This window comes from Pseudomonas sp. GW821-FHT09C09 (genome assembly GCF_059418105.1).
The window spans coordinates 265,050-289,656 of record NZ_JBWKPF010000001.1; the positions used below are offsets into that span (position 1 = coordinate 265,050).

Sequence of the window (24,607 nt, forward strand, 5' to 3'; positions counted from 1 at the left end):
GCGATTATCTGGCGATTAACATATCAAGCGACCTGGGACAGTTTGGCGTTGGCCTGGTTGAGGCCTTTCTCCTGGAAGTCGCCGCCCAGGTTCATGCCTTCAGCGTGGATGAAGGTCACGTCGTGGATGCCGATGAAACCCATCACCTGGCGCAGGTACGGTTCCTGGTGATCCGCCGGGCCGCCGGCGTAGATGCCGCCGCGAGCGGTCAGCACGTAGGCACGCTTGCCGCTGAGCAGGCCTTGCGGACCGGTTTCGGTGTACTTGAAGGTCACGCCGGCACGCAGCACGTGGTCGAGCCAGGCTTTCAGGGTGCTTGGAATCGCGAAGTTGTACATCGGCGCGGCCATCACCAGCACGTCGGCGGCCAGCAGTTCATCGGTCAGCTCGTTGGAGCGATCCAGCGAGGACTGTTCGTTGGCATTGCGCTGTTCGGCGGGTTTCATCCAGCCGCCCAGCAGGTTGCTGTCCAGGTGTGGCACCGGGTTCACGGCGAGGTCACGGACGGTGATCTGATCGGCCGGGTGTGCAGCTTTCCACTGACTGATGAAGGTCTGGGTCAGTTGACGGGATACCGAGTCTTGCTGGCGGGCGCTGCTTTCGATGATCAGAACGTGGGACATGGTGTGTAGCCTCCATCCGAGAATGTTGTAAGTCGATGGAGTGAAGGTTAAACAGAGTTGTATCGATGAAAAAGCGCAAATAATTGCTGCAAACCATCGAAATATTCGTTTAGATGCAAGCTGCACCTGTAGGAGCGGGCTGACTCGCTCCCACAGAGAGGCAAAACCGCTATTTCGGGTTGCAGCTCAGCTCGACGCGCAGCTTGATGATCTCGCGGGAGAACTTGGCGGTGGCGTTGGTGTGTTTGCCGGCCGGCACCTCGATATTGCGGGTGCGCGGCGCCTCCGGGCCGTTGCTGAACACGACTTTGCAGACCGCGTCGACTTCGCCGTAGTTGGCGACCCGGATGGAGCCGATGTCTTTATCGGTATCGAAGGACTCGTAGTCGATCTTCAGGCCATTGAGATTCTTCTGCACATCGATCGGATACGCAAACGCGGTCAGCGGCAGCAGCGCCAGTACCACACAACAGAATTTTTTCATTCGGCAGTCTCCATGAGGGACCGCCAGCTTAGGACAAGAGGAGCTATCGATGAAAGCGCCCCGCGTGACCCTAGATCAATGGCGAACGTTGCAGGCAGTGGTCGACCACGGCGGATTCGCCCAGGCCGCCGAAGCGTTGCACCGTTCGCAATCGTCGGTGAGCTACACCGTCGCCCGCATGCAGGACCAACTCGGTGTGCCGTTGCTGCGCATCGACGGCCGTAAAGCCGTACTGACTGAAGCCGGCGGCGTGTTGCTGCGGCGTTCGCGACAACTGGTGAAACAGGCCAGCCAACTGGAAGACCTCGCTCATCACATGGAGCAAGGCTGGGAAGCCGAAGTGCGGCTGGTCGTCGATGCCGCCTACCCGAGCGCCCGCCTGGTTCGCGCACTGACCGCGTTCATGCCGCAAAGCCGTGGCTGCCGTGTGCGTCTGCGTGAAGAAGTGCTGTCGGGTGTCGAGGAAGTGTTGCTCGAAGGCGTGGCCGATCTGGCGATCACCGGCCTGAGCATTCCCGGCTACCTCGGCGCAGAGCTGAGCGATGTGGAATTTGTCGCCGTCGCCCACCCCGAACACGCACTGCATCGGCTGAACCGTGAACTGAATTTCCAGGACCTGGAAACCCAGATGCAAGTGGTGATCCGCGACTCCGGCCGCCAGCAACCCCGGGATGTCGGCTGGCTCGGCGCCGAACAGCGCTGGACCGTCGGCAGCCTCGCCACCGCCGCCAACTTTGTTTCCAGCGGCCTGGGGTTCGCCTGGCTGCCACGGCACATGATCGAACGGGAATTGAAGGAAGGCCTGCTCAAGCTGCTACCGTTGGATCAGGGTGGCAGCCGCAATCCGAGTTTCTATCTGTATTCGAACAAGGACAAACCGCTGGGCCCGGCTTCGCAGATCCTCGTCGAACTGTTGCGCACCTTCGACACCTTGCCGCTGGACGCACCGTTCGCCGCCCCCGAACAAGCCTGACACGGAGTTCACCGATGGCGTATTTCGAGCATGAAGGCTGCAACCTGCACTACGAGGAATATGGCCACGGCGATCCGTTGCTGCTGGTTCACGGGCTCGGCTCCAGCACGCTGGACTGGGAAATGCAGATCCCGGCACTGGCCGCGCAATACCGGGTGATCGTCCCGGACGTGCGCGGTCATGGCCGCTCCGACAAGCCCCGCGAGCGCTACAGCATCGCTGGCTTCAGCGCGGACATCGTCGCCCTGATCGAACACCTGAAGCTCGGCCCGGTACATTACGCCGGCCTGTCCATGGGCGGCATGATCGGCTTCCAGTTCGCCGTCGATCAGCCACAGATGCTCAAGAGCCTGACCATCGTCAACAGCGCACCCGAGGTCAAGGTGCGCAGCCGCGACGATTACTGGCAGTGGTTCAAGCGCTGGAGCCTGATGCGCCTGCTGAGTCTGGCCACCATCGGCAAGGCCTTGGGCGCCAAACTGTTCCCCAAACCGGAGCAGGCGGATTTGCGACAGAAGATGGCCGAGCGCTGGGCAAAAAACGACAAACGTGCTTATCTCGCCAGCTTCGATGCGATTGTTGGCTGGGGGGTTCAGGAACGACTTTCGAGGATCTCCTGTCCAACGCTCGTCGTCAGCGCCGACCGGGACTACACCCCCGTCTCGCTGAAAGAAACCTATGTCAGACTGCTGCCCGATGCGCGGCTGGTGGTGATCGCCGATTCGCGCCACGCCACCCCGCTCGATCAACCCGAACGCTTCAATCAAACGCTGCTGGCGTTTCTCGCCACAGCCGATATTCACCCTCAGGATCACTGAACCATGCTGAAAAAACTCGCCCTCGCCGCCGGCACTGTGCTGTTCGCCGCCAACCTGATGGCTGCCACGCCGGCCAAGGCGCCACACGTCGAACTGGTGACCACCAACGGCACCATCGAAATCGAGCTGGACCCGGTCAAGGCGCCGATCAGTACCAAGAACTTCCTCGATTACGTCGACAGCGGTTTCTACACCAACACCATTTTCCACCGCGTGATCCCGGGCTTCATGGCCCAGGGCGGCGGTTTCACCCAACAGATGCAACAGAAAGAAACCAAGGCACCGATCAAGAACGAAGCCAGCAACGGTCTGCACAACGTTCGCGGCACCCTGTCGATGGCCCGCACTTCCGATCCGAACTCGGCCACCAGCCAGTTCTTCATCAACGTCGCCGACAATGCGTTCCTCGATCCGGGCCGCGACGCCGGTTACGCGGTGTTCGCCAAAGTGGTCAAGGGCATGGACGTGGTCGACATCATCGTCAACTCCCAGACCACCACCAAACAGGGCATGCAAAACGTGCCTGTCGACCCTGTGATCATCAAGTCGGCCAAGCGCATCGACTAAGCTTTACAGGGCATATCGAGCGGCGGCGGTTGAACACCGCGCCGCTCACACTGATAAAAGGAGAGCCCGTACTCCGGGCGGTTATCTGATGCTCTATCGCCGTTTCGAACAACTGATCGACATATTCCGTGACGCGCCTACGGCATCCCCGCCGGACCGTGTTCTGCCCTTCTATACCTATTACCTGAAGCAGGTCTGGCCGAGTTTCGCCGCCCTGCTGATCGTCGGCCTGTTCGGTGCCCTGATCGAAGTGGCGCTGTTCAGCTACCTGAGCCGCATCATCGACCTTGCCCAAGGCACGCCGAACGTCGATTTCTTCAAGGTGCATGGCGCCGAACTGGCGTGGATGGCCGTGGTGGCCCTGCTCCTGCGGCCGCTGTTCCTGGCGCTGCACGACATGCTGGTGCACCAGACCCTGAGCCCGAGCATGACCAGCCTCATCCGCTGGCAGAACCACAGTTACGTGCTCAAGCAGAGCCTGAATTTCTTCCAGAACGACTTCGCCGGGCGCATCGCCCAGCGCATCATGCAGACCGGCAACTCGCTGCGTGATTCCGCGGTGCAGGCAGTGGATGCGTTGTGGCACGTGCTGATCTATGCGATCAGCTCGCTGGTGCTGTTCGCCGAAGCCGACTGGCGCCTGATGATCCCGCTGCTGACGTGGATCGCCGCCTACATCGGCGCGCTCTATTACTTTGTGCCACGGGTCAAGGATCGCTCCGTCGCCGCTTCCGACGCGCGCTCGAAACTGATGGGGCGCATCGTCGACGGCTACACCAACATCGCCACCCTGAAACTGTTCGCCCACACCAACTTCGAACAGCACTACGCCCGCGAAGCGATCCAGGAACAGACCGAAAAAGCCCAACTGGCCGGCCGCGTGGTCACCAGCATGGACGTGGCCATCACCACCATGAACGGCCTGCTGATCGTCGGCACTACGGGGCTGGCCCTGTGGCTATGGACGCAATCGGTGATCAGTGTCGGCGCCATCGCCCTGGCCACCGGCCTGGTGATCCGCATCGTCAACATGTCCGGCTGGATCATGTGGGTGGTCACTGGCATCTTCGAGAACATCGGTATGGTCCAGGACGGCCTGCAGACCATCTCGCAACCGGTCAGCGTCACCGACCGCGAACAGGCCAAACCGCTGGCCGTGGCCCGTGGCGAGGTGCGTTTCGAGCACGTGGATTTTCACTACGGCAAGAAGAAAGGCATCATCGGCGACCTCAACCTGACCATCAAACCCGGCGAGAAAATCGGCCTGATCGGCCCGTCCGGCGCCGGCAAATCGACCCTGGTCAACCTGCTATTGCGCCTGTACGACGTCGAGGGCGGGCGGATCCTGATCGACGGCCAGAACATCGCCGAAGTCGGCCAGGAAAGCCTGCGTGCGCGGATCGGCATGATCACCCAGGACACGTCGCTGCTGCACCGTTCGATCCGCGACAACTTGCTGTACGGCAAGCCTGACGCCACCGATGCCGAACTCTGGGAAGCGGTGCGCAAGGCCCGGGCTGACGAGTTCATTCCACTGCTATCGGATGCCGAAGGACGCACCGGATTCGATGCCCATGTCGGCGAGCGCGGGGTGAAGCTGTCGGGCGGCCAGCGCCAGCGGATCGCGATTGCGCGGGTGCTGCTCAAGGACGCGCCGATCCTGATCATGGACGAAGCGACCTCGGCGCTGGACTCGGAAGTCGAAGCGGCGATCCAGGAAAGCCTGGAAACCCTGATGCAGGGCAAGACGGTGATCGCCATCGCTCACCGTCTTTCAACCATTGCCCGCATGGACCGGCTGGTGGTGCTGGAGAACGGCAAAATCGCCGAGACCGGCAACCATGCCGAACTGCTGGCCCATGGCGGATTGTACGCACGGCTATGGGCGCACCAGACCGGAGGGTTTGTCGGCATCGACTGATCTGGCACGAAACGCAAAAACCGCCACAGCCCTTCCACCACGGGCTCTGGCGGTTTTTTCATGGCTGCTGGAAATCCCCGCATTCCCTGCTGTACTCAGCGAAGGCTCTGGAGATGAACCTGTCGTAATTGCAAGGAAGCACAACTCGATGCAGTCTCGATAGCGCGTCTATCAAGGACTCTCTCATGTCTCTGTTAAAACGTTCAGCCACGGAGTTGTTGGGTACGTTCTGGTTGGTGCTGGGTGGTTGCGGCAGTGCGGTGATCGCCGCGTCGTCACCTGTGGGGATCGGCGTGCTGGGGGTCGCCCTGGCGTTTGGCCTGACGGTGCTGACCATGGCATTTGCCATCGGCCACATCAGCGGCTGTCATCTCAACCCGGCCGTGTCGGTCGGTCTGGTGGTCGGTGGTCGGTTCCCGGCCAAAGAACTGCCCGCCTACATCATCGCCCAAGTGATCGGCGGGATCCTGGCAGCGGCGCTGCTGTATCACATCGCCAGCGGCAAGGAGGGTTTCGACATCGCCGCCGGCCTTGCTTCAAACGGTTATGGCGAGCACTCGCCGGGCAAATACTCGATGGCCTCCGGGTTCATCACCGAGCTGGTCATGACCGCGATGTTCGTGCTGATCATCCTCGGCGCCACCGACAAACGCGCCCCTGCGGGACTGGCACCGATCGCCATCGGCCTGGCCCTGACGCTGATCCACCTGATCTCGATTCCGGTGACCAACACCTCGGTCAACCCGGCCCGCAGCACGGGCCCGGCGCTGATGGTCGGCGGCTGGGCAATCGCGCAGTTGTGGATGTTCTGGGTCGCGCCGCTGCTGGGTGCGGTGGTGGGCGGCGTGGTCTATCGCTGGCTGGGCAAGGAAGACAGTTGAAGGCAGAAGAGGCGAGGATCAGGCTTGCCGATACGGCAAGGCGTTCCTCGCCTCTTCCGCGTAAGCCAGCACACCGGTGCGTTCCTGCTGAAGAAAATCCTTCACGGCGGCTTTCAGGCCGGGATGGCGCAGGTAATGCCAGGAATGAGTGATCACCGGTTCAAAGCCGCGAATCAACTTGTGTTCACCCTGGGCGCCGGCGTCGAAACGTTGATAACCCTGGGCAATCGCGTAATCCATGCCCTGGTAGAAACAGGTTTCAAAATGCAGCCGATCGAACTCTGCAAGGCATCCCCAGTAACGCCCGTAGAAACTGTCGCCGCCCACCAGACTGAACGCCATCGCCACCGGCCTTGAGCCCTGCCTGGCCAGCACGACACGAATCGATTCCGGCATGCGCTCGGCCAACAGACTGAAGAACTCCCGCGTCAGGTACGGCGCCTGACGACGCACCGCATAAGTGTTGGCGTAGCAGGCATAGACAAAATCCCACTGCGCCTCATCCAGCTCTCGCCCCTCAAGCCATTCGAATTCGAAGCCCTGCCCCGCCACTTGCTCGCGCTCCTTGCGCATCTGCTTGCGCTTGCGCGAACTGAGCACGTCGAGAAAGTCCTGGAAGTCGCGATAGCCGCGATTCTGCCAGTGGTACTGACAGCCGATGCGTTGCAGCCAGCCCGGCTGCTCGGCCATGGCGGCATCGGTAAAGGCATCGGTGAAGTTGATATGGGCGCCGGAGAGCTCTTCGATTTCCAGATAACCCGGCAGGCTCTTGAGCAGTTCGAATCCATCCTCGACGTTAGCCGCCAACAGACGTGGCCCGGTGACCGGGCTGAACGGCACCGCACTCAAAAACTTGGGGTAGTAATCGATGCCGGCACGGGCGCAGGCATCGGCCCAACCGTGATCGAACACGTATTCGCCGTAGGAATGCCACTTGCGATAACCGGGCAGCGCCGCGATCAGACGGCCGTCTTCGACGTGCAGCAAATGCTCCGCCTGCCAGCCGGTGTGCGGGCCGACACTGCCGCTGTCTTCCAGCGCGCCTAGGAAGGCATGGCGCAGAAACGGCTGGTTGTCCGGCACCAGTGCATCCCAGAGTGCCGGTTCGATTTCCGACAGTTTTTGCAGGCGCTGCAACGGCATTTTCCTCTCCACTTTTGGCCCTGAAAGCCTCGCGAGTATCGCTGATCGGCCCTGTCTTGCCCACGTCCGATTGCGCGACAGCGCTCTAGATCAATAGTTCACGCAAGTTTTGTATCGTCATCAACCTGCCATCACCGTGCCACTGCTCTGTCATAAACCATCGCGATACTGGCGCCTGTTTTTAGAGCGCCGGGTTCTACCCGGACACAGTTTTCCGACGTTCAAATCGTCGGTTGTGCCCAGGATGGTTCAGCCATCCCTCTCATCTTCGGAGATTGCTATGCGTCTTGCTTCCACGAAAACTGCGGCGGCCCTGTGCGGTGGCCTGTTGCTGGCCATGAGTGTTCCGGCCAGTGCCGCAGTCGACGCCAAACTGCTCGACATGCTCAAGGCTAACGGTTCCATCACCCAGGCGCAGTACGTAGAACTGCAAACCGAACTGGCCCAGGATCAGAAGGCCCAGCAAATCGCGCAGCAGGCGCAGCAAGAGACCAACGAGCAAATCGCGGCAACCGCGAAGAAAACCAACGAGCTGAGCAGCTTCGACCAGAAGCTGGCCTGGGCTGCCAAGACCCAGTTCAAGGGTGACGTACGTTTCCGTCAGGAAACCGTGAAGAACGATGGCGTGCCGAACGCCAAGGACCAGGACCGTCAGCGCATTCGTGCCCGTCTGGGCGCCTACACCGAAATCAACCCGCAGGTGGACACCGGTATCCGTATCGCCACCGGCAGCAGCGACGACGCCCGCTCCACCAACCAGGACCTGAACAACTACTTCGACAAGAAGCAGATCTGGCTCGACCAGGGTTACGTCGACTACCACCCTGACGCCATCAAGAACCTGCACCTGATCGCCGGTAAGATGAACCAGCCTTGGGTAAGCATGGGCGACATCATCTGGGACAGCGACATCAACCCGGAAGGCCTGGCCGTCACTTACAAGTACCCGCTGAACGGCAGCGCCGAACTGTTCGGTAGCGCCGGTCACTACACCCTCAAAGACAACGTCGACGGCGAAGGCGTGCAGTTCAAGCACGACCTGCGTCTGTACGCTGGCCAGTTGGGCGGTCGCTTCGCACTGACCGACAGCCTGAAACTGACCCTGGGCGGCAGCATCTACTCCTACGACAACGACAAGGACAGCGCCTGCCCTACCAGCGGCACCGTGACTGCGCCATGCGCCCTGGCCGTCAACGGCAACAGCCCGAACGAAACCTTCAAACTGTATGAAGGCTTCGGTCAGCTGGACGTCGCCAACCTGCCGGTTCCGCTGTCGATCTACGGTCAATACGTGAACAACAACGACGCCAGCAACGACCAGGACACTGGCTGGCTGGCCGGCGTGAAGACCAAGGTCTATGGCTTCGGTATCGACTACAACTACCGCGACGTACAGCGTAACGCGGTGGTGGGTGCCTTCACCGACTCCGACTTTGCCAACGGTTACACCGGTTCCCGCGGCAGCAAGCTGAAAGTGAGCTACGAGCTGGACAAGAACTTCACCCTAGGCGCCACCTACTTCATGGCTAACTCGGACTACACCAACGCCAGCCTGAAGAAGACCGACTCCGACATCAACACCCTGCAACTGGATGCTGAAGCCAAGTTCTAACACCGCAGTGACAAGCTTCAGGCAACCAGTGAATGCCTCATTTGTAGCCTGAAGCTGATTTTCTCCTACAGCCCGGCGCCGCAGCAGCGATCCCCATCATCCGTTCGCTGCTGTTACGCCGGGCTGTTTTTTTTCCTCAGGAATTGTCTTTGCGGCGCTGCGCCGCCAGCCGCTCGGCCAACGCATCCACACCCTCCTCCGGTTTCTCCGGCATCACCCGCAATGTCGCCTGCATCAAACGCATCTGGCGGATGAAGCGCCGGCAATTTCGGCAGAACATCAGGTGATGACGCACCATCAGCTTCTCGCGAAAGCTCAACTGGCCATCGAGATAATCGCTGGAGCGCGCCACTTGTTCTTTACAGGTCAGCATTCGCCGGTCTCCTCGAAATGCTCCACGGTGGCGAAGACTTTCAGCCGCGCACGATGCAGCAGCACACGGACATTGGAGAGCGAGATCTCCAGAAGATTACAGATCTCTTCCAGCTCCAGGCCCTGACGCTCGCGCAGCAACAGCACACTGCTTTGCAGTTCTGACAGGCTGAGCAACGTGTGCTCCAGGCATTCGCGCAGTTCATTTTCAGTCAGCAACGCTTCGGGCGTGTCCTGATGCCAGGCGAACGGTGCGATCAGCCAGTGGCCGTCGCCGGGGGAAAAGCGATCATCGTCGATGGTGCCGTGGGGCGATGGCAGATCATCCATCAGCACTTCACGACGGTTCTGCTTGTAGCGGCCCTTGGCCGAATTGGCGGTGATGGTCAGCAGCCAGGTCTTGAGACTGGAGCGTCCCTCGAAGCTGCCAATATGGCGCACCACCGACAGCCAGGCATCCTGTACCACTTCCTCGACATGACGCTGGCCAACAATCGCGTACGCCACTGCACGCATGGCGCTCTGGTAGGTGGTGACCAGTTCCTTGAAAGCCCTCTGCTCGCCAGCCAGCAAACGTGCCAGCAGTTGGGTGTCGTCAGCCGCCATCCCTCAATCCCCTTGTCCTGACTTCGAAAATGATAACGGCAGGATGGCGCGCAACACACCATCCTGCCGTCAACGTCGAAAATTACAGCGTTATAGCTGATTAGGCTGTAGGAAAGATCAGCGCGGTTAAGAGGAAATTAACCTCAATCTCAGCGCTTGCGCAGAATCACGCTACCAATCGAATAACCGGCACCGAACGAACTCAGCACCGCCAGCGATCCGGCCGCCAGATCGTCCTGATACTTGTGGAACGCGATCACGGAACCGGCGGAGCTGGTGTTGGCGTAGGTGTCGAGAATCACCGGTGCTTCTTCTTCGGTCGCTTCGCGGCCCAGCAGCTTGCGCACGATCAGGTGGTTCATGCTCAGGTTGGCCTGGTGCAGCCAGAAGCGTTTCACATCACCGACGTTAAGCTTGTTCTCTTCCAGATGCTCACCGATCAGCTCGGCCACCATCGGGCACACGTCCTTGAACACCTTGCGGCCTTCCTGCACGAACAGTTTGTCCCGGGCACCGATGCCCTCTTCCGCTGCGCGGTTGAGGAAGCCGAAGTTGTTGCGGATGTTGTTGGAAAACTTGGTCAGCAATTTGGTGCTGACTACGTCGAACTGGTGCTTCGACGTTGCCGTATCGGCTCGCTCGATGACGACGGCGGTAGCGGCGTCACCGAAGATGAAGTGGCTGTCGCGGTCACGGAAGTTCAGGTGACCGGTGCAGACTTCCGGGTTGACCATCAGGATCGCCCGGGCCTGGCCCAGTTGCACAGTGTTGGCGGCTTGCTGGATGCCGAAGGTCGCCGACGAGCAGGCAACGTTCATGTCGAAACCGAACCCCTGGATGCCCAGTGCTTCCTGGACTTCGATGGCGATGGCCGGGTAGGCACGTTGCAGGTTGGAGCAGGCGACGATCACGCCGTCGATGTCGGCGGCGGTCTTGCCGGCGCGCTGCAAGGCTTGCTCGGCAGCGCCGATGGCCATCTGGCAGAGCACCGACCATTCGTCGTTGGAACGCTCCGGCAGGCGTGGCGCCATGCGTTGCGGATCAAGGATGCCGTCCTTGTCCATGACAAAGCGGCTCTTGATGCCCGAGGCTTTTTCAATGAACGCGGCGCTGGATTCGGTCAGGGCCTGGATCTCGCCGCTGGCGATGGCATCGGCGTTGTCCGCGTTGAACTGCGCGACGTAGGTATTGAAAGACTGCACCAGCTCTTCGTTGGAGATGCTGTTGGCCGGGGTGTACAGGCCGGTGCCGCTGATGACGACGTTATGCATGGTCGTTTCTCTAATCTGTTCAGGCAGAAAGTGCTGGCACCGACGTGCCAACACGCAAAGGGTCTATTCCCATAGAGGGGACGCAAAAACCTGGCATCGCTTTATTCCGACCTCGCCCGCGGCTGACAAGGCTCAAAACCGCGGGGCCGGCGTTTATAGGCGCGAAGTTTGCCATAAACCTTGGCATTTGGCGCCTTTTGCAGGATCGGAGGTCAGGCCTCGACCTGCGTCCACTGCTTGTTCAGGCGCTTGTCGGAGATCGGCACTTTCGTCCCCAACTGCTGGGCGAACAGCGAAACCCGGTACTCCTCCAGCCACCAGCGGTACAGCTCGAGCTGCGGATCGCGCTTGCCTTCCTGGGCATGTTTGGCGGCGCGAGTCTGATATTGCGTCCAGAGGCCGGCGAGTTCGCCGCTCCAGACCCGATCCTTCTGCACCTGCGCGCCCAGTTTCTCGAAACGTTGCTCGACGGCCTTCAGATAGCGCGGCAGCTCCTTGAGCCACAGCATCGGTGTTTCCCGGACGAAGCCTGGGTACACCAGATGACTGAGCTGCTGCTTGATATCGTTAAGCGCCACCGCCTGAGCCAGGTCGATCTTGCCCTTGAAGCGTTTTTGCAGACCGTGCCAGAGCTTGAGGATTTCCAGGGTCAGACGCGCCACGCGCTCCGCATGCTCGGTCCAGCTGCCACGCTTGCGCTCGGCCAGTGCCGCCAGGCCTGCGCCGTCGCGAGGCAACGGGTCTTCGCCATCGAGAATGCAGCTGTCGAGGCTCGCCAGCAGAATGTCTTCGACCAGCGCATCGACCCGGCCCAGTTCGCGGTACAGCAGGCCCAGTTCGGTCAGGCCCGGCAACTTGCCGCGCAGAAATTTGGCCGGTTCAGCCAGTTGCTGCATCAGCAGACGTTGCAAGGCGCGGCGATGCTGGAACTCGGCTTCGGCCGGGGTCGAGAAGCGTCCTTCCTTGACCGTGCCGCCCTCTTCCACCAACGCCGGATAGACCGTCATCGACAGCCCGGCAATCTTCTGTTGCGTCTTTTCCGCCACCGGGGCGAAGACCTTGGCTTCCACCGGTTGCTGACTTTTCGCACTTTGCGGCACGGCCAATGCGGCCTGACTGGCTTCGGCGAAACGCGCCGTCAACTCCGCCAGATCCCGCCCTTCGCCGAGGAACTTGCCCTGGCCGTCGACGATTTCCAGGTTCATCCGCAGATGGCTTTCGACCTGTTGCGCCGCTTCGGCCCAGGCCTCATCACTGACCCGCGCACCGGTCATGCGGAGCAGCTCACGGCCCAGCGCTTGCGGCAACGAACCTTCGGCAAACGTCATGCGTTGCAGCGCAGCCTTGATGAAGTCCGGCACCGGCACGAAGTTCTTGCGCAGGGCCTTGGGCAGGTTGCGCACCAGCGCGATGCACTTGGCCTCGATCAGCCCCGGCACCAGCCATTCCAGGCGCTCCGGCGGCAGCATCGGCAACAGCGGTGCCGGTACGCGCAGGGTCACGCCGTCGCGCGGGTGATTGGGTTCGAAGTGGTAACTCAGCGCCAGTTCAAGATCGCCGATGTGCAGCGTGTCCGGGTAATGCTGGGCGGTGACTTCGCTGGCTTCGCGGGCCAGCACGTCCTCTTCACGCATGATCAGCAGTTGCGGGTCTTTCTGGCTGTTGACCCGATACCAGCTGTCGAAGGTCGCGGTCTGGTGAATCTCCGCCGGCAGTCGCGCATCGTAGAACGCGTAGAGGGTTTCCTCGTCGGCCAGAATGTCCCGGCGACGGGCCTTGGCTTCCAGTTCGTCGAGTTGTTCCAGCAATTGCTTGTTGGCGGTCAGGCACTTGGCCCGGGACTGAATCTCGCCCCGCACCAGGCCTTCGCGGATGAACAGTTCCCGCGAGACCACCGGATCCACCGGGCCGTAATGCACCGGTCGGCGACCGACCACGATCAGCCCGAACAAGGTGATCTGTTCGAATGCGACGACCTGACCGCGCTTCTTCTCCCAGTGCGGTTCGAAGTGGTTCTTCTTGATCAGATGCCCGGCCAGTGGCTCGATCCAGTCGGCGTCGATCTTCGCCACCATCCGCGCGTAGAGCTTGGTGGTTTCCACCAGTTCGGCGGTCATCACCCACTGCGGGCGCTTCTTGCCGATGCCCGACGACGGGTGAATCCAGAAGCGCCGCTGACGGGCGCCAAGATAGTCGCCGTCTTCGGTTTTCTGGCCGATCTGGCTGAGCAGGCCGACCAGTACTGCCTTGTGCAGTTTCGGATAGTCCGCCGGCTCTTTGTTCAGGCTCAACTGCAGGTCACGGCAGATCAGGCTCAACTGGCGATGGGAATCACGCCACTCGCGCAAACGCAGGTAATTGAGGAAATTCTTGCGGCACCAGTTGCGCAGCGGGTTGGCGGTCAACGCCTGGCGTTGTTCTTCGAAGCCACGCCACAGATTGACCAGCCCGGCGAAGTCCGAATCGGCGTCCTTCCACTGCGCATGGGCCTGATCGGCGGCTTGCTGACGCTCCGGCGGACGCTCGCGCGGGTCCTGAATCGACATGGCACTGGCGACGATCAGCACTTCCTGCAAGCTGCCGAGTTTCGCCGCTTCCAGCAGCATGCGGCCCATGCGCGGGTCCACCGGCAGGCGCGCCAACTGGCGGCCGAGCGGGGTCAGCTGACTGTTACGATCCACCGCCGACAGTTCTTGCAGCAGATTGAAACCGTCGCTGATCGCCTTGCCGTCGGGCGGCTCGATGAACGGGAAATCCGTGATCTCGCCGAGGCGCAGATGCAGCATCTGCAAGATGACGGCCGCGAGGTTGGTGCGCAGGATTTCCGGATCGGTAAACTCCGGCCGACCGAGGAAATCCTCTTCGCTATACAAGCGCACGCAAATGCCCGGCTCGACCCGGCCGCAACGACCTTTACGCTGGTTGGCGCTGGCCTGGGAAATCGCTTCGATCGGCAGGCGCTGGACCTTGGCGCGGTAGCTGTAGCGGCTGATGCGCGCAGTGCCGCTGTCGATCACGTAACGGATGCCCGGCACGGTCAACGACGTTTCGGCGACGTTGGTCGCCAGCACCACGCGACGGCCTGGGTGGGACTGGAAAATCCGCTGCTGCTCGGCCGGCGACAGGCGGGCGTACAGCGGCAGGATTTCGGTGTGTTTGAGCTGGGCCTTGCGCAGCATGTCGGCGGCGTCGCGAATCTCGCGTTCGCCCGGCAGGAACACCAGCACATCGCCAGGGCTGCGGCGTTCACTGCGCTCATACGCGGCGATTTCGTCGAGGGTGGCGAGGATCGCCTGATCCACGGTCAGGTCGTCCTCGACGCGGTTGCCCTCTTCGTCCTGCTCCAGGGTCAGCGGGCGATACCAGGTTTCCACCGGGAAGGTGCGGCCGGACACTTCAACAATCGGTGCGTCATCAAAATGTTTGGAGAAACGCTCCAGATCGATGGTCGCCGAGGTGATGATGACCTTCAGGTCCGGACGACGCGGCAGCAGGGTTTTCAGGTAGCCGAGCAGGAAGTCGATGTTGAGGCTGCGTTCGTGGGCTTCGTCGACGATGATCGTGTCGTAGCGTTCGAGGTAGCGGTCGTTCTGGGTTTCCGCCAGCAGGATGCCGTCGGTCATCAGTTTGATCAGGGTGTTGGCATCGCTCTGATCCTCGAAGCGCACCTGATAGCCGACCAGCGCGCCCAGCGGAGTACCGAGTTCTTCCGCGACCCGACTGGCCACGCTGCGCGCCGCAATCCGACGCGGCTGGGTGTGGCCGATCAGACCATGCTGGCCGCGACCGATTTCCAGACAGATTTTCGGCAACTGCGTGGTTTTGCCCGAGCCGGTTTCGCCGGCGATGATCAGCACCTGGTGCTTTTCCAGGGCCTTCTTGATTTCGTCACGCTTGGCCGCAATCGGCAGGCTGTCGTCGTAACGGATCACCGGCAGGCTGGCCTTGCGCGCCAGCACCTGATCGCAGGACGCCTGCATGCGCGCCACCCACTGGGCCAGCTTGGCCTCGTCGGGTTTCTTGCGCAGCTCAAGCAACTGCCGCCGCAGCCGGTGGCGGTCGGCGAGCATGGCGTGATCGAGGTTTTTCAGCAGTTTGTCGATGGAGGGCGATTCGTCGGTCATCGGGTACGCAATTCGGTCGTCTAGTGGCGCAAGGACGCGATTGTGGCAGAAAAGCAGCGGCAAGCGGCAAGCTGCGAGCCGCAAGTTGAAAGCGGAGCCTGTAGTTTGCTGCTTGTGGCGGCTTTATTCGTTTTCAAGGCCCTTGCGCCGATACGGGAAGACGTCGATGACTTTTCCGGCCCGAATCGCCTCCTGCAGGCCCTTCCAGTAATCGGCGTTATACAGCTCGCCATGCAACTGATCGAACAATTTGCGCTGCGCCGAGTCGGCAAACAGAAACGGCGGAAACTCCTCAGGGAACACGTCCAGCGGCCCGATCGAGTACCACGGTTCGGAGGCCATTTCGTCCTCAGGCGTGCGCGGTGGCGGGATATGGCGGAAGTTAGCTTCAGTGAGGAAGCAGATTTCGTCATAGTCGTAGAACACCACCCGGCCATGGCGGGTGACGCCGAAGTTCTTCAACAGCATGTCGCCAGGGAAGATGTTGGCTGCCGCCAGTTGCTTGATCGCCAGGCCGTAATCCTCCAGCGCTTCGCGCACCTGGGCTTCGTTGGCGTTGTCCAGATACAGATTCAGCGGGGTCATCCGGCGCTCGGTCCAGCAGTGGCGGATTAGCACGGTTTCGCCTTCCAGCGACACAGTGGACGGCGCGACTTCCAGCAATTCCGCCAGACACGCCGGATCGAACTTGCTCAGCGGGAAACGGAAATCGGCGAATTCCTGGGTATCGGCCATGCGCCCGACGCGGTCGACGCTTTTCACCAGTCGGTACTTTTCGATCACCGTGGCGCGGTCGACGTTTTTCGACGGTGAGAAGCGGTCCTTGATGATCTTGAACACGGTGTTGAAACCCGGCAGCGTGAATACGCTCATGACCATGCCGCGCACGCCCGGGGCCATGATGAACTGGTCGTCGGTGTTGGCCAGGTGGTTGATCAGCGCGCGATAGAACTCGGATTTGCCGTGCTTGTAGAAACCGATTGAGGTGTACAGCTCGGCGATGTGCTTGCCCGGCAGGATGCGTTTGAGGAAACCGATGAATTCCGCCGGCACCGGCACATCCACCATGAAATACGAACGGGTGAACGAGAAGATGATCGACACATCCGCTTCGTCGGTGATCAGCGCATCGATCTGAATCCCCCGCCCCTCGCGGTGCAGCAGCGGAATCACCAGCGGCCATTGATCGTCGTTGGTGTAGATGCGCCCCACCAGATAGGCGCCCTTGTTGCGGTACAGCACCGAGGAAAACAGCTCGACGCTCAGTTCCGGATCCTTGCACACCCAGTCCGGCAGGTTCTCGCGCAGTTGCGCTTCAAGGCGCTGCAGATCCCGGGGCAGATCGGCGTAATCCTCGCTGAATCGGTAATCGGCAAAGATGCTCGCGAGCATGCCCGACAACTGTCCTTGCGGCTTGTAGGTGCGGGTTTGCGCAGCCCGGGCCCGGCGCAGGCTTGGCCGGGTGGTATGGATGAACATGCAGCCGTCGCTGATCAGGTCGTGGCTGAACAGACCGCAGAAAATCGAGTTGTACCAGGTCTCGGAGAGTTCATCGTCGAAGCGCAGGTCGATGATGCTGATGTAGGCGCTTTTCACCAGCGGCCAGCAACTGACTTCCATCAGCGTGTCAGCCTCGAAATACTCGCGCAGACGCACGACGGTTTCGTTGACCTTGTCTTCGTAGAGGTTGATCCGCGCCGCCGACGCGGTTTGCGTGTCCTGCCAGCGCGCCTGTTCGAAACGTTCCCTGGCGCCGTCGGTGATCCGCCGGAAATGCTCGCGGTAATCGTCAAAGCCATCGAGGATCATGCGGGCGATGTCGGTGGCTGGCCATTGCTGCGGCATAGATGAGACCTCTGCGGGAATTGAAGAATCTGTGCTCGAAGGCCTGAGCTTAGCCACGGAACCGGGGACAGGAGAAGCGTAATTTCTGCCAAATCCGCGACCGGGTTGTACAACGACACAGTTTTTATCAAAGTTTTTTTAATCGACCGTTCGGTCAGCAAACACGTCCATCAGTCTTTCTCTCCGTTCGGCGCCAGCCCGCGAATTCTCTGGGTTTCGGATCCAATCACAACGTGACATCTCTATTCCGCGGCTTTGCCCCACCTGCGCATTCCTGTCCATCGTCCGTGACCTTGATTGCTGAGTGACCTTACCAAGGTGATGGCACTTTGATATACAGCCCGCCATCACCCGCCTCACAACAAGATCCTCGGCCCACGAGGACGCCCTCTTTCTCAACGTTCAAGGAGCACATTGATGTCTATCCGGAATCTGCGCATAGGTTTGCGCGCCAGTTTGAGTTTTGCCGTTCTGGCCGGTCTGCTGATGGTGGTGGGCCTGTTCGGTCTGGGCCAGATGAAGGCCCTGCGTGAAAGCGCAGCGGTGATCGAAGAATCGTGGATGCCCAGCATCGAAAGCATTCATGACGCAGCGGCGAACATCGCCAGCATCCGCCTCGAATCCCTGCGCCTGATCACCAGTACCCAGGCCGCTGTGCGCGAACGCAGCAAGGGCATCCTCACGGCGCAGCGTCAGGAGTTGCTCAAGCGCCTCGACGATCACAATACCCTGATTGCCAATGATCAGGAACGGGCGATGCTGGAAGGTCTGGGCGCCGACACCGCCAAGTACCTGAGCATCCTCGACCAGATCATCAAACAGATCGATGCCGGGCAGAACGATCAGGCCTACACGCGGCTGACCACTGAACTGGCGCCTCAGGGCAGCGTGCTCGACAAGACCCTGGAGCAAATGATCACCCTCAATCAGCAAGGCGCCGATGCCGCCGCAAAATCCGCTGCCGCGACCTATCAGCAGTCGCTGTGGATCGTCGCGACAATCATCGTCATCGCCCTGATTGCCACATTGCTGCTGGCCTGGCTGCTGACCCGCAGCATCACCGCGCCGATCAATCAGGCGCTGAGCGTGGCCCGGCGGATTGCCTCCGGTGATCTCAGCGGCCGCATCGACAGCGAGGGCCGCGATGAAGCGGCGCAGTTGCTCACCGCGCTGGCCGAAATGCAGGGCAATCTGCGCTCGACCATTCGCGGTATCAGCGAGTCGGCCCAGCAACTGGCCTCCGCCGCCGAGGAGATGAGTTCGGTGATGGAACAGAGCACTCGCGGCCTGCAACAGCAGAATGACCAGATCGAACAGGCCGCCACGGCCGTCACCGAGATGAGCACGGCGGTGGATGAAGTCGCAGCCAACGCGGTGTCCAGCGCCGAAGCGTCCGAAGCCTCGAACGAGGACAGCAAGCACGGGCATGTGCAGGTCAGCGAGACCATCAGTTCGATTCAGGAACTGGTCAGCGCGGTGCTCGGTGCGTCCGAACAGGCCGAGGGCCTGGCGACCCAGGCCCAGGACATCAGCAAGGTGCTGGAAGTGATTCGCGGCATCGCCGGGCAGACCAACCTGCTGGCGCTCAATGCCGCCATTGAAGCGGCGCGGGCCGGTGAGGCAGGACGTGGCTTTGCAGTCGTTGCCGACGAAGTCCGTTCGCTGGCCCAGCGCACGCAGAATTCCACCGAAGAAATCGAGCTGATGATCAGCAGCATCCAGCAAGGCACCGGTGCCACCGTCGGCGCGTTGCAAAGCAGCGCCGAACAGGCCAGCCAGACCCTGCGCCGGGCCAACAGTGCCGGCCATGCGTTGGAGAAAATCACCGCGTCGATTTCGCAGATCAACCAGCGCAACCTGGTGATCGCCAGCGCTGCCGAGCAACAGGCACTGGTGGCCCGGGAAGTCGATGAAAACCTGGTGACCATCCGCGACCTGTCGACTCAGACCGCCGCTGGCGCGACCCAGACCTCTGCCGCCAGTCAGGAACTGTCGCGCCTGGCCGTCGACCTCAACGGGCTGGTGACGCGCTTCGTGCTCTGACGGGGAAATTAAATGCCCGATTAGCGGTTGCCATCGTCAGGGCGCTCGGCAACACTCTCGTCCCCATCAAGGAAGGAGTTACCCGTGAGCCCTGTCGATATTTTCCGCATGTTGTCGCTGGCTGCGATCTGGGGTGCGAGCTTCCTGTTCATGCGCATCATCGCCCCCGCGATAGGCACCGTTCCGACCGGATTTTTCCGGGTCTCGATCGCGGCGGTCGGTTTGCTGGTGATCCTTGGCCTGATGCGCATCAGCTGGGATTTCAAAGGCAAACTCAAGACCGTGATGATGCTGGGGGTGATCAACTCCGGCGTTCCGGCCACTCTGTATTCCGTCGCCGCCCAGGTGCTGCCGGCCGGGTACTCCGCAATCTTCAATGCCACCACGCCGCTGATGGGCGTATTGATCGGCGGGCTGTTCTTCAGTGAAAAACTCACGGTGGCCAAACTTGCCGGGGTTTTCCTTGGCCTGCTCGGCGTGGGCGTGCTGACCCGCGCCGGCCCGGTCGCGTTCGACCTGCCTCTGTTGATGGGTGCCGTCGCCTGCCTGCTTGCAACGACCTGCTACGGCTTCGCCGGTTTCCTCGCCCGGCGCTGGCTGGATCAGGCCGGCGGGCTCGACAGCCGTCTATCAGCGCTGGGCAGCATGCTCGGTGCGACACTGTTCCTGTTGCCGCTGTTCGGTTACAACGTCATCACCCAGCCACCTGTGAGCTGGGGCGGCTGGAACGTCTGGCTGTCGCTGCTGGGCCTGGGTCTGGGCTGCACCGCGTTTGCCTACATCATCTACTTCCGCCTGTTGAGTTCCATCGGGCCGGTGAAATCGATGACCGTGACGTTCATGATCCCGCCGTTTGGCGTGTTGTGGGGGGCACTGTTTCTGGATGAACCGCTGTCGATGGCCCACGTGTATGGCGGAGTGTTGATCGCAATTGCGCTGTGGCTGGTATTGAAGCCGGCGGCAGTGAAACCGGCAGAAGTCGTGACTCGCTGATCGACAGATGCACAAAGGCCCGGGAGTTTCCTCCCGGGCCTTTTTTATGTGCGGCTGTTACGCCGACTTACGGAACACGAATACCAGACCGACGATGATCAACAGCATCCCCAACACGCTCAACGCTGCCAGGCGGTTGCCGAAGATCAGGTAGTCCATCACCGCCGTCACGGCTGGCACCAGATAGAACAGACTGGTGACATTCACCAGATTGCCCCGGGCGATCAGTCGGTATAGCAGCAAGGTTGCCAGCACCGACACCACCAACCCCATCCAAAGCACCGGCACGATGAAACCTGCGCTGTGTTCGAAGTGGAACGGCTGGAACGGCACGAAGATCCCGCACAGCAACAGTCCCGCCAGATACTGCACCGGCAGCGTACCGAGAGGATTGTCGGTGATGCGTTTCTGCATGATCGAGCCGAACGTCATGCTCGCCAATGCCAACAAACCGAACAGCATCCCCGCCAGCGACATCCCGGCCAGGCCGATGCCCTGGTAAACCACCATGATCAGACCGGCCAATCCCAGCGCCAGGCCGAAAATACGGCTCGCCGAGCGCTGCCGCTCCATGATGACCACCGTGAGGATCGGTTGCACGCCCATGATGGTCGCCATCACCCCGGGGGTGACCTTCAGGTCCAGCGCCAGCAGATAGAAGATCTGATAAGCCCCCAACAACACCACCCCGGTAACCATCGCATACAGCATCGGCCGGCCGCCCTTGGGCAGTTTCAGCTTGAGCAACGGCACCAGCAGCACCAGCCCGCAAAGGGCAATCACAAAACGGATCAGCAGAAAGGCAAAGGGCGAAGCGTGGGCCAGCCCCCATTTGGAGAAGATCGCCCCGCTGCTCCACAGCAGAACGAACTGGCTCGTGGACGCCGCCGCGAGCGCGGACTTTTTCGAAAGGACAAACATGAATACCACCTGTAGTCAGGCAAATAGCCAACTCAGCCGGAGCTGAAATTCAGTAGGTTTTTTCAGGCGGGCACAGGGGTCAGCAAAAAACGCTGATCAGCCCGAAACGCCAACGCCCGGCGGTGATACGACTGCGCACACCGGCGTGCTACTGACAGGTGGGGGGTAATGGCTGATCTGCACAGGCTGCTGATTCCCGCACGGCACGACGCCAGCGTTGACCGCTGAATCGACTACCGCGTTGATGAGGGATGCAGGCATCTGGGCTGATCTTTTTCGAGGGGTTGAAAGGTGAGCCGTAGAACTCACGAGCGCCGACTATAACCAGCCTGCGACATGGATTGCAATGAGTTGGGCAAAGGGCCGCTAGCGACAGGCTGGATGCAGGCGCATAGGCTCATTAGCAATTGCAACGACCATCGATAGGGGACATGGAATGCGCGAGATCACATGCCAAGGGAACGGAATCATCTGCGGTATCAGTTGTACAAATCGCAAGCCAGGAAGCTTGCCCGCATTGCCACGACTCAACTCCAGATTGACCTGGAGATGGCTGGCCCCACAACTCTTGACCTGTCGAAAGTACGTTTCGAACCTATCGACTCGTTGGCGCTGAGCGCTTTTGAATGTTGGGAGAACCCGCATTTTTCATGGGTAGACGTCATTGGATGGAAAGCACGCGAACCTCTCGCTCTCGACATCGCAATCTGGTTTGAATCTGAACTGTGCGGACTGTGTTTTGCCAATCCGAATAAAAGTCGACGACGCATTCGAATCGTACGTCTTGAGGGACGGCCAAGTGAACCCCATCCGTTGAAGAACCGTGTTGCACCGTTATCCGTTCTGGCTATCGAGCAATACGCCCGCATCATTGGCAGCAGTTTGATCGAGGCTCAAGAGCCATTCCAGGGAGCAGTGCCAATTTACGAACAACTCGGCTTCGGTTTGGATAGCGAGGGGCGCCTTGTCAAAACAGTAGGGAGGCTAGTATTGTGAAAAACGCTCAAATAATGATCAACCAAGGTGGGAACATGCGCAAAGAAATAAAAAAATCCCCCAGAAAGAAAAAAGCGCACGCAATGAAGTGTGACTCTGATCCGACGGTACTGACAGCCAGTCAACGGCAGCTCTTACAGATCATTGCAACCGGTACCGCTATCGATGAACCAAGCTTGCTGGCTGGCCGTCCCTGATTCAGAAAGCAAAAAAACCGCTCAAACGAGCGGTTTTTTATTGCCTGAATCCAGCCTCAACCAAACAGCCAATACCCCAACAACGTCAACACCACCACCGCCAGCACTGGCCGCATCACGCGGTAGGCCTTTGGATTGCGGCGCTTCCACTGCTTGACCACACCGCTGAACCGGTCGCTGAAGTTCTTGGTCCAGGCATAGGCCTGGTTGATCCCGCCGACGCGCTCGTCGTCGAGGTTCTGCGGTGCGGTGGCACGGCCCAGCCAGGCGCTGATGGAGCGGTTGATACGGGTCATGAGGCGGTTGCTCAGCGGACGCTCGACGTCACAGAACAGGATGACGCGGGTCTGTTCGGTTTCGTTCTTGACCCAATGCACATAGGTCTCGTCGAACATCACGTCTTCACCGTCGCGCCAGGCGTAGACCTGACCATCGACGAAGATCCGGCAATCGTCGGAGTTCGGCGTCGACAGGCCCAAGTGATAGCGCAGGGAACCGGCGAACGGATCACGGTGCGGGTTCAAGTGGCTGCCGCCCGGCAACAGCGCGAACATCGCGCCCTTGACGTTGGGGATGGCACTCACCAGTGCCACGGTTTTCGGGCACAGGGTTTCGGCCGATGGCAGCGGTTTGTCGTACCACTTGAGGTAGAAACGCTTCCAGCCCTTTTTGAAGAACGAGCCGAAACCGGCGTCGTTGTTCTTCTCGGCGGCGCGAATGTAACCCTCGTCGAACAGGTGCATCGCTTCGTCGCGGATGGTTTCCCAGTTGTCGCGCAGCACGTCCAGTTCCGGGAACTTGCTGCGGTCCAGGTACGGTTTGGACGGCACACCGGAAAACAGGTACATCAAGGCGTTGTACGGAGCGAACAGCGCCGAATGGTTGACGAACTGGCGCAGCACCGGCAAACGCGCCTTGCCGCGCAAATGCACGTAGAGGATGCTGCTCACGAACAGCAGCAACACCAACACCTTGGCGGCCAACGAAAAGGTCATCAACGACTCCTTGAAAAAAGACAACGCCACGCAATGTCATTTACCCGACATGGCGGTCGGCCATGATAAACACTACCGGCTCCGGGAAAAACCCGCCCGACCCAAGATTCAGTGTTAAGAATTGCGCAACAAAGCACTAATTAACATAACGAGCCTGAACCCTGGCTGATCTGAATCAACGGGAGGCTTACTGCTGGTTCTCCTGATCGGTGAACAGATCGCTGAACAACATGCTCGACAGATAACGCTCACCGGAGTCCGGCAGTATCACCACGATGGTCTTGCCCTGCATTTCCGGGGTTTCCGCCAGGCGCACCGCGACAGCCATCGCCGCACCGCAGGAGATCCCGCACAGAATCCCTTCTTCCTGCATCAGACGCAGCGCCATGACCTTGGACTCTTCGTCGGTCACACGCTCGACCCGATCCACCATCGACAAATCCAGGTTCTTCGGCACAAAACCGGCGCCAATGCCCTGAATCTTGTGCGGGCTCGGCTTGATCTCCTCACCGGCCAGCGCCTGGGTGATCACCGGCGAAGATACGGGCTCCACCGCCACCGAGAGAATCGGTTTGCCCGCGGTATTCTTGATATACCGCGAGACACCGGTGATGGTTCCACCGGTACCGACGCCCGCCACCAGCACGTCGATGGCACCGTCGGTGTCGTTCCAGATTTCCGGGCCGGTGGTTTTTTCGTGGATGGCCGGGTTGGCCGGGTTATCGAACTGAGCCGGCATGAAATATTTGCCCGGGTCACCAGCAACGATCTCGGCAGCCTTTTCGATTGCGCCTTTCATGCCCTTGGCAGGCTCGGTCAGCACCAGTTCGGCACCCAGCGCCTTGAGCACCTTGCGCCGTTCGATGCTCATCGAGGCCGGCATGGTCAGCATCAGTTTGTAACCGCGAGCGGCCGCCACGAAGGCCAGGCCGATGCCAGTGTTGCCCGAGGTCGGCTCGACGATGGTCATACCCGGCTTGAGTTTGCCGCTGCTTTCGGCGTCCCAGATCATGTTCGCGCCGATCCGGCACTTCACCGAGTAACCCGGGTTTCGACCTTCGATCTTGGCCAGAATGGTCACGCCACGGGGCGCAATGCGATTGATCTGTACCAGCGGCGTATTGCCGATGGAATGGGCGTTGTCAGCAAAAATACGGCTCATGGCTGGGTCCTTGTGCAGCGTTGAATTCAGCTCTCCAAGGTAAGCCTGTTGCTCTTGCCA

Annotated in this window: 21 protein-coding genes; 10 read left to right on the top strand and 11 right to left on the bottom strand. The window is 60.5% G+C overall.

Annotation, left to right across the window (positions count from 1 at the left end; all coding sequences use genetic code 11):
- Nucleotides 1–23: 23 nt before the first annotated feature.
- Nucleotides 24–623: an FMN-dependent NADH-azoreductase gene (locus AC07NR_RS01240; RefSeq protein WP_495077645.1), complete on the bottom strand. Its 600-nt coding sequence runs from the start codon at nucleotides 621–623 to the stop codon at nucleotides 24–26.
- Between the two features lie 169 nt (nucleotides 624–792).
- On the bottom strand, nucleotides 793–1,107 hold the full coding sequence (locus tag AC07NR_RS01245; RefSeq protein ID WP_085710332.1) for a 3-phosphoglycerate kinase: 315 nt from the start codon (nucleotides 1,105–1,107) through the stop codon (nucleotides 793–795).
- A gap of 49 nt (nucleotides 1,108–1,156) precedes the next feature.
- Between AC07NR_RS01245 and AC07NR_RS01250 the strand changes: the two genes are divergently transcribed.
- The 5 genes from AC07NR_RS01250 to aqpZ all read left to right on the top strand — a co-directional run bounded on the left by AC07NR_RS01250 (nucleotide 1,157) and on the right by aqpZ (nucleotide 6,267).
- Nucleotides 1,157–2,080 (top strand): PA3225 family LysR-type transcriptional regulator, encoded by a 924-nt coding sequence (locus AC07NR_RS01250; RefSeq protein ID WP_007956543.1) that lies wholly within the window; start codon nucleotides 1,157–1,159, stop codon nucleotides 2,078–2,080.
- A gap of 14 nt (nucleotides 2,081–2,094) precedes the next feature.
- Nucleotides 2,095–2,898, top strand: coding sequence for an alpha/beta fold hydrolase (locus AC07NR_RS01255; protein WP_085710330.1), 804 nt, complete (start codon nucleotides 2,095–2,097; stop codon nucleotides 2,896–2,898).
- A gap of 3 nt (nucleotides 2,899–2,901) precedes the next feature.
- The gene (locus AC07NR_RS01260; protein WP_085700647.1) at nucleotides 2,902–3,465 is read left to right on the top strand and encodes a peptidylprolyl isomerase; all 564 of its coding nucleotides are present in this window, start codon (nucleotides 2,902–2,904) and stop codon (nucleotides 3,463–3,465) included.
- Between the two features lie 88 nt (nucleotides 3,466–3,553).
- Nucleotides 3,554–5,386, top strand: a complete 1,833-nt coding sequence (locus AC07NR_RS01265; RefSeq protein ID WP_085710329.1) for an ABC transporter ATP-binding protein — start codon at nucleotides 3,554–3,556, stop codon at nucleotides 5,384–5,386.
- 185 nt (nucleotides 5,387–5,571) lie between these two features.
- Nucleotides 5,572–6,267, top strand: coding sequence for an aquaporin Z (gene aqpZ / locus AC07NR_RS01270; protein WP_432218903.1), 696 nt, complete (start codon nucleotides 5,572–5,574; stop codon nucleotides 6,265–6,267).
- Between the two features lie 18 nt (nucleotides 6,268–6,285).
- Here aqpZ and AC07NR_RS01275 read toward each other — a convergent pair whose 3' ends face one another.
- Entirely contained in the window at nucleotides 6,286–7,410 is a 1,125-nt protein-coding gene (locus tag AC07NR_RS01275; RefSeq protein WP_495077646.1) for a GNAT family N-acetyltransferase, read from the bottom strand.
- Nucleotides 7,411–7,690: 280 nt separating this feature from the next.
- Here AC07NR_RS01275 and AC07NR_RS01280 point away from each other — a divergent pair, with 280 nt between their 5' ends.
- A complete protein-coding gene (locus tag AC07NR_RS01280; RefSeq protein ID WP_495077647.1) occupies nucleotides 7,691–9,022 on the top strand; it encodes a putative porin in 1,332 nt (443 codons plus the stop codon).
- Nucleotides 9,023–9,158: 136 nt separating this feature from the next.
- On the opposite strand, the gene AC07NR_RS01285 is transcribed toward AC07NR_RS01280, so the two are convergent.
- The 5 genes from AC07NR_RS01285 to aceK form a co-directional block, all read right to left on the bottom strand.
- Complete coding sequence (locus AC07NR_RS01285) at nucleotides 9,159–9,395, bottom strand: anti-sigma factor family protein (protein ID WP_134825817.1); 237 nt, start codon at nucleotides 9,393–9,395, stop codon at nucleotides 9,159–9,161.
- Nucleotides 9,389–10,000 carry an RNA polymerase sigma factor gene (locus tag AC07NR_RS01290; RefSeq protein WP_305834696.1) on the bottom strand — a complete coding sequence of 204 codons (612 nt, stop codon included), beginning with the start codon at nucleotides 9,998–10,000 and terminating at the stop codon, nucleotides 9,389–9,391. The genes AC07NR_RS01285 and AC07NR_RS01290 overlap by 7 nt, the downstream gene beginning before the upstream one ends.
- Before the next feature lie 149 nt (nucleotides 10,001–10,149).
- Nucleotides 10,150–11,271, bottom strand: a complete 1,122-nt coding sequence (locus AC07NR_RS01295) for a beta-ketoacyl-ACP synthase III (RefSeq protein ID WP_114881826.1) — start codon at nucleotides 11,269–11,271, stop codon at nucleotides 10,150–10,152.
- Nucleotides 11,272–11,483: 212 nt separating this feature from the next.
- Nucleotides 11,484–15,395, bottom strand: coding sequence for an ATP-dependent RNA helicase HrpA (gene hrpA, locus AC07NR_RS01300; RefSeq protein WP_495077648.1), 3,912 nt, complete (start codon nucleotides 15,393–15,395; stop codon nucleotides 11,484–11,486).
- A 123-nt stretch (nucleotides 15,396–15,518) separates the two neighbouring features.
- Nucleotides 15,519–17,240 (bottom strand): bifunctional isocitrate dehydrogenase kinase/phosphatase, encoded by a 1,722-nt coding sequence (gene aceK, locus AC07NR_RS01305; RefSeq protein WP_495077649.1) that lies wholly within the window; start codon nucleotides 17,238–17,240, stop codon nucleotides 15,519–15,521.
- A gap of 486 nt (nucleotides 17,241–17,726) precedes the next feature.
- On the opposite strand from aceK, the gene AC07NR_RS01310 reads away from it, so the two are divergent.
- Together AC07NR_RS01310 and AC07NR_RS01315 are read left to right on the top strand one after the other, a co-directional pair.
- Nucleotides 17,727–19,283 (top strand): methyl-accepting chemotaxis protein, encoded by a 1,557-nt coding sequence (locus AC07NR_RS01310; protein ID WP_495077938.1) that lies wholly within the window; start codon nucleotides 17,727–17,729, stop codon nucleotides 19,281–19,283.
- Nucleotides 19,284–19,367: 84 nt separating this feature from the next.
- Nucleotides 19,368–20,276, top strand: coding sequence for a DMT family transporter (locus AC07NR_RS01315; RefSeq protein WP_495077650.1), 909 nt, complete (start codon nucleotides 19,368–19,370; stop codon nucleotides 20,274–20,276).
- Between the two features lie 57 nt (nucleotides 20,277–20,333).
- On the opposite strand, the gene AC07NR_RS01320 is transcribed toward AC07NR_RS01315, so the two are convergent.
- The gene (locus AC07NR_RS01320) at nucleotides 20,334–21,197 is read right to left on the bottom strand and encodes a DMT family transporter (protein ID WP_495077651.1); all 864 of its coding nucleotides are present in this window, start codon (nucleotides 21,195–21,197) and stop codon (nucleotides 20,334–20,336) included.
- A 450-nt stretch (nucleotides 21,198–21,647) separates the two neighbouring features.
- Here AC07NR_RS01320 and AC07NR_RS01325 point away from each other — a divergent pair, with 450 nt between their 5' ends.
- Nucleotides 21,648–22,193, top strand: a complete 546-nt coding sequence (locus tag AC07NR_RS01325) for a hypothetical protein (RefSeq protein ID WP_495077652.1) — start codon at nucleotides 21,648–21,650, stop codon at nucleotides 22,191–22,193.
- A 35-nt stretch (nucleotides 22,194–22,228) separates the two neighbouring features.
- Nucleotides 22,229–22,390, top strand: a complete 162-nt coding sequence (locus tag AC07NR_RS01330) for a hypothetical protein (protein WP_248738017.1) — start codon at nucleotides 22,229–22,231, stop codon at nucleotides 22,388–22,390.
- A gap of 56 nt (nucleotides 22,391–22,446) precedes the next feature.
- Here the strand turns inward: AC07NR_RS01330 and AC07NR_RS01335 are convergent, their stop codons facing one another.
- Nucleotides 22,447–23,385 carry an aspartyl/asparaginyl beta-hydroxylase domain-containing protein gene (locus AC07NR_RS01335; protein ID WP_085710304.1) on the bottom strand — a complete coding sequence of 313 codons (939 nt, stop codon included), beginning with the start codon at nucleotides 23,383–23,385 and terminating at the stop codon, nucleotides 22,447–22,449.
- 187 nt (nucleotides 23,386–23,572) lie between these two features.
- Nucleotides 23,573–24,547: a cysteine synthase A gene (gene cysK, locus AC07NR_RS01340; protein ID WP_495077653.1), complete on the bottom strand. Its 975-nt coding sequence runs from the start codon at nucleotides 24,545–24,547 to the stop codon at nucleotides 23,573–23,575.
- Nucleotides 24,548–24,607: the final 60 nt, after the last annotated feature.

Bases quoted from the DNA above. Each gene is read 5' to 3' on its own strand.
- AC07NR_RS01240 (WP_495077645.1), bottom strand. From the start codon at position 623: ATGTCCCACGTTCTGATCATCGAAAGCAGCGCCCGCCAGCAAGACTCG.
- AC07NR_RS01245 (WP_085710332.1), bottom strand. From the start codon at position 1,107: ATGAAAAAATTCTGTTGTGTGGTACTGGCGCTGCTGCCGCTGACCGCG.
- AC07NR_RS01250 (WP_007956543.1), top strand. From the start codon at position 1,157: ATGAAAGCGCCCCGCGTGACCCTAGATCAATGGCGAACGTTGCAGGCA.
- AC07NR_RS01255 (WP_085710330.1), top strand. From the start codon at position 2,095: ATGGCGTATTTCGAGCATGAAGGCTGCAACCTGCACTACGAGGAATAT.
- AC07NR_RS01260 (WP_085700647.1), top strand. From the start codon at position 2,902: ATGCTGAAAAAACTCGCCCTCGCCGCCGGCACTGTGCTGTTCGCCGCC.
- AC07NR_RS01265 (WP_085710329.1), top strand. From the start codon at position 3,554: ATGCTCTATCGCCGTTTCGAACAACTGATCGACATATTCCGTGACGCG.
- aqpZ (WP_432218903.1), top strand. From the start codon at position 5,572: ATGTCTCTGTTAAAACGTTCAGCCACGGAGTTGTTGGGTACGTTCTGG.
- AC07NR_RS01275 (WP_495077646.1), bottom strand. From the start codon at position 7,410: ATGCCGTTGCAGCGCCTGCAAAAACTGTCGGAAATCGAACCGGCACTC.
- AC07NR_RS01280 (WP_495077647.1), top strand. From the start codon at position 7,691: ATGCGTCTTGCTTCCACGAAAACTGCGGCGGCCCTGTGCGGTGGCCTG.
- AC07NR_RS01285 (WP_134825817.1), bottom strand. From the start codon at position 9,395: ATGCTGACCTGTAAAGAACAAGTGGCGCGCTCCAGCGATTATCTCGAT.
- AC07NR_RS01290 (WP_305834696.1), bottom strand. From the start codon at position 10,000: ATGGCGGCTGACGACACCCAACTGCTGGCACGTTTGCTGGCTGGCGAG.
- AC07NR_RS01295 (WP_114881826.1), bottom strand. From the start codon at position 11,271: ATGCATAACGTCGTCATCAGCGGCACCGGCCTGTACACCCCGGCCAAC.
- hrpA (WP_495077648.1), bottom strand. From the start codon at position 15,395: ATGACCGACGAATCGCCCTCCATCGACAAACTGCTGAAAAACCTCGAT.
- aceK (WP_495077649.1), bottom strand. From the start codon at position 17,240: ATGCCGCAGCAATGGCCAGCCACCGACATCGCCCGCATGATCCTCGAT.
- AC07NR_RS01310 (WP_495077938.1), top strand. From the start codon at position 17,727: ATGGTGGTGGGCCTGTTCGGTCTGGGCCAGATGAAGGCCCTGCGTGAA.
- AC07NR_RS01320 (WP_495077651.1), bottom strand. From the start codon at position 21,197: ATGTTTGTCCTTTCGAAAAAGTCCGCGCTCGCGGCGGCGTCCACGAGC.
- AC07NR_RS01325 (WP_495077652.1), top strand. From the start codon at position 21,648: ATGCCAAGGGAACGGAATCATCTGCGGTATCAGTTGTACAAATCGCAA.
- AC07NR_RS01330 (WP_248738017.1), top strand. From the start codon at position 22,229: ATGCGCAAAGAAATAAAAAAATCCCCCAGAAAGAAAAAAGCGCACGCA.
- AC07NR_RS01335 (WP_085710304.1), bottom strand. From the start codon at position 23,385: ATGACCTTTTCGTTGGCCGCCAAGGTGTTGGTGTTGCTGCTGTTCGTG.
- cysK (WP_495077653.1), bottom strand. From the start codon at position 24,547: ATGAGCCGTATTTTTGCTGACAACGCCCATTCCATCGGCAATACGCCG.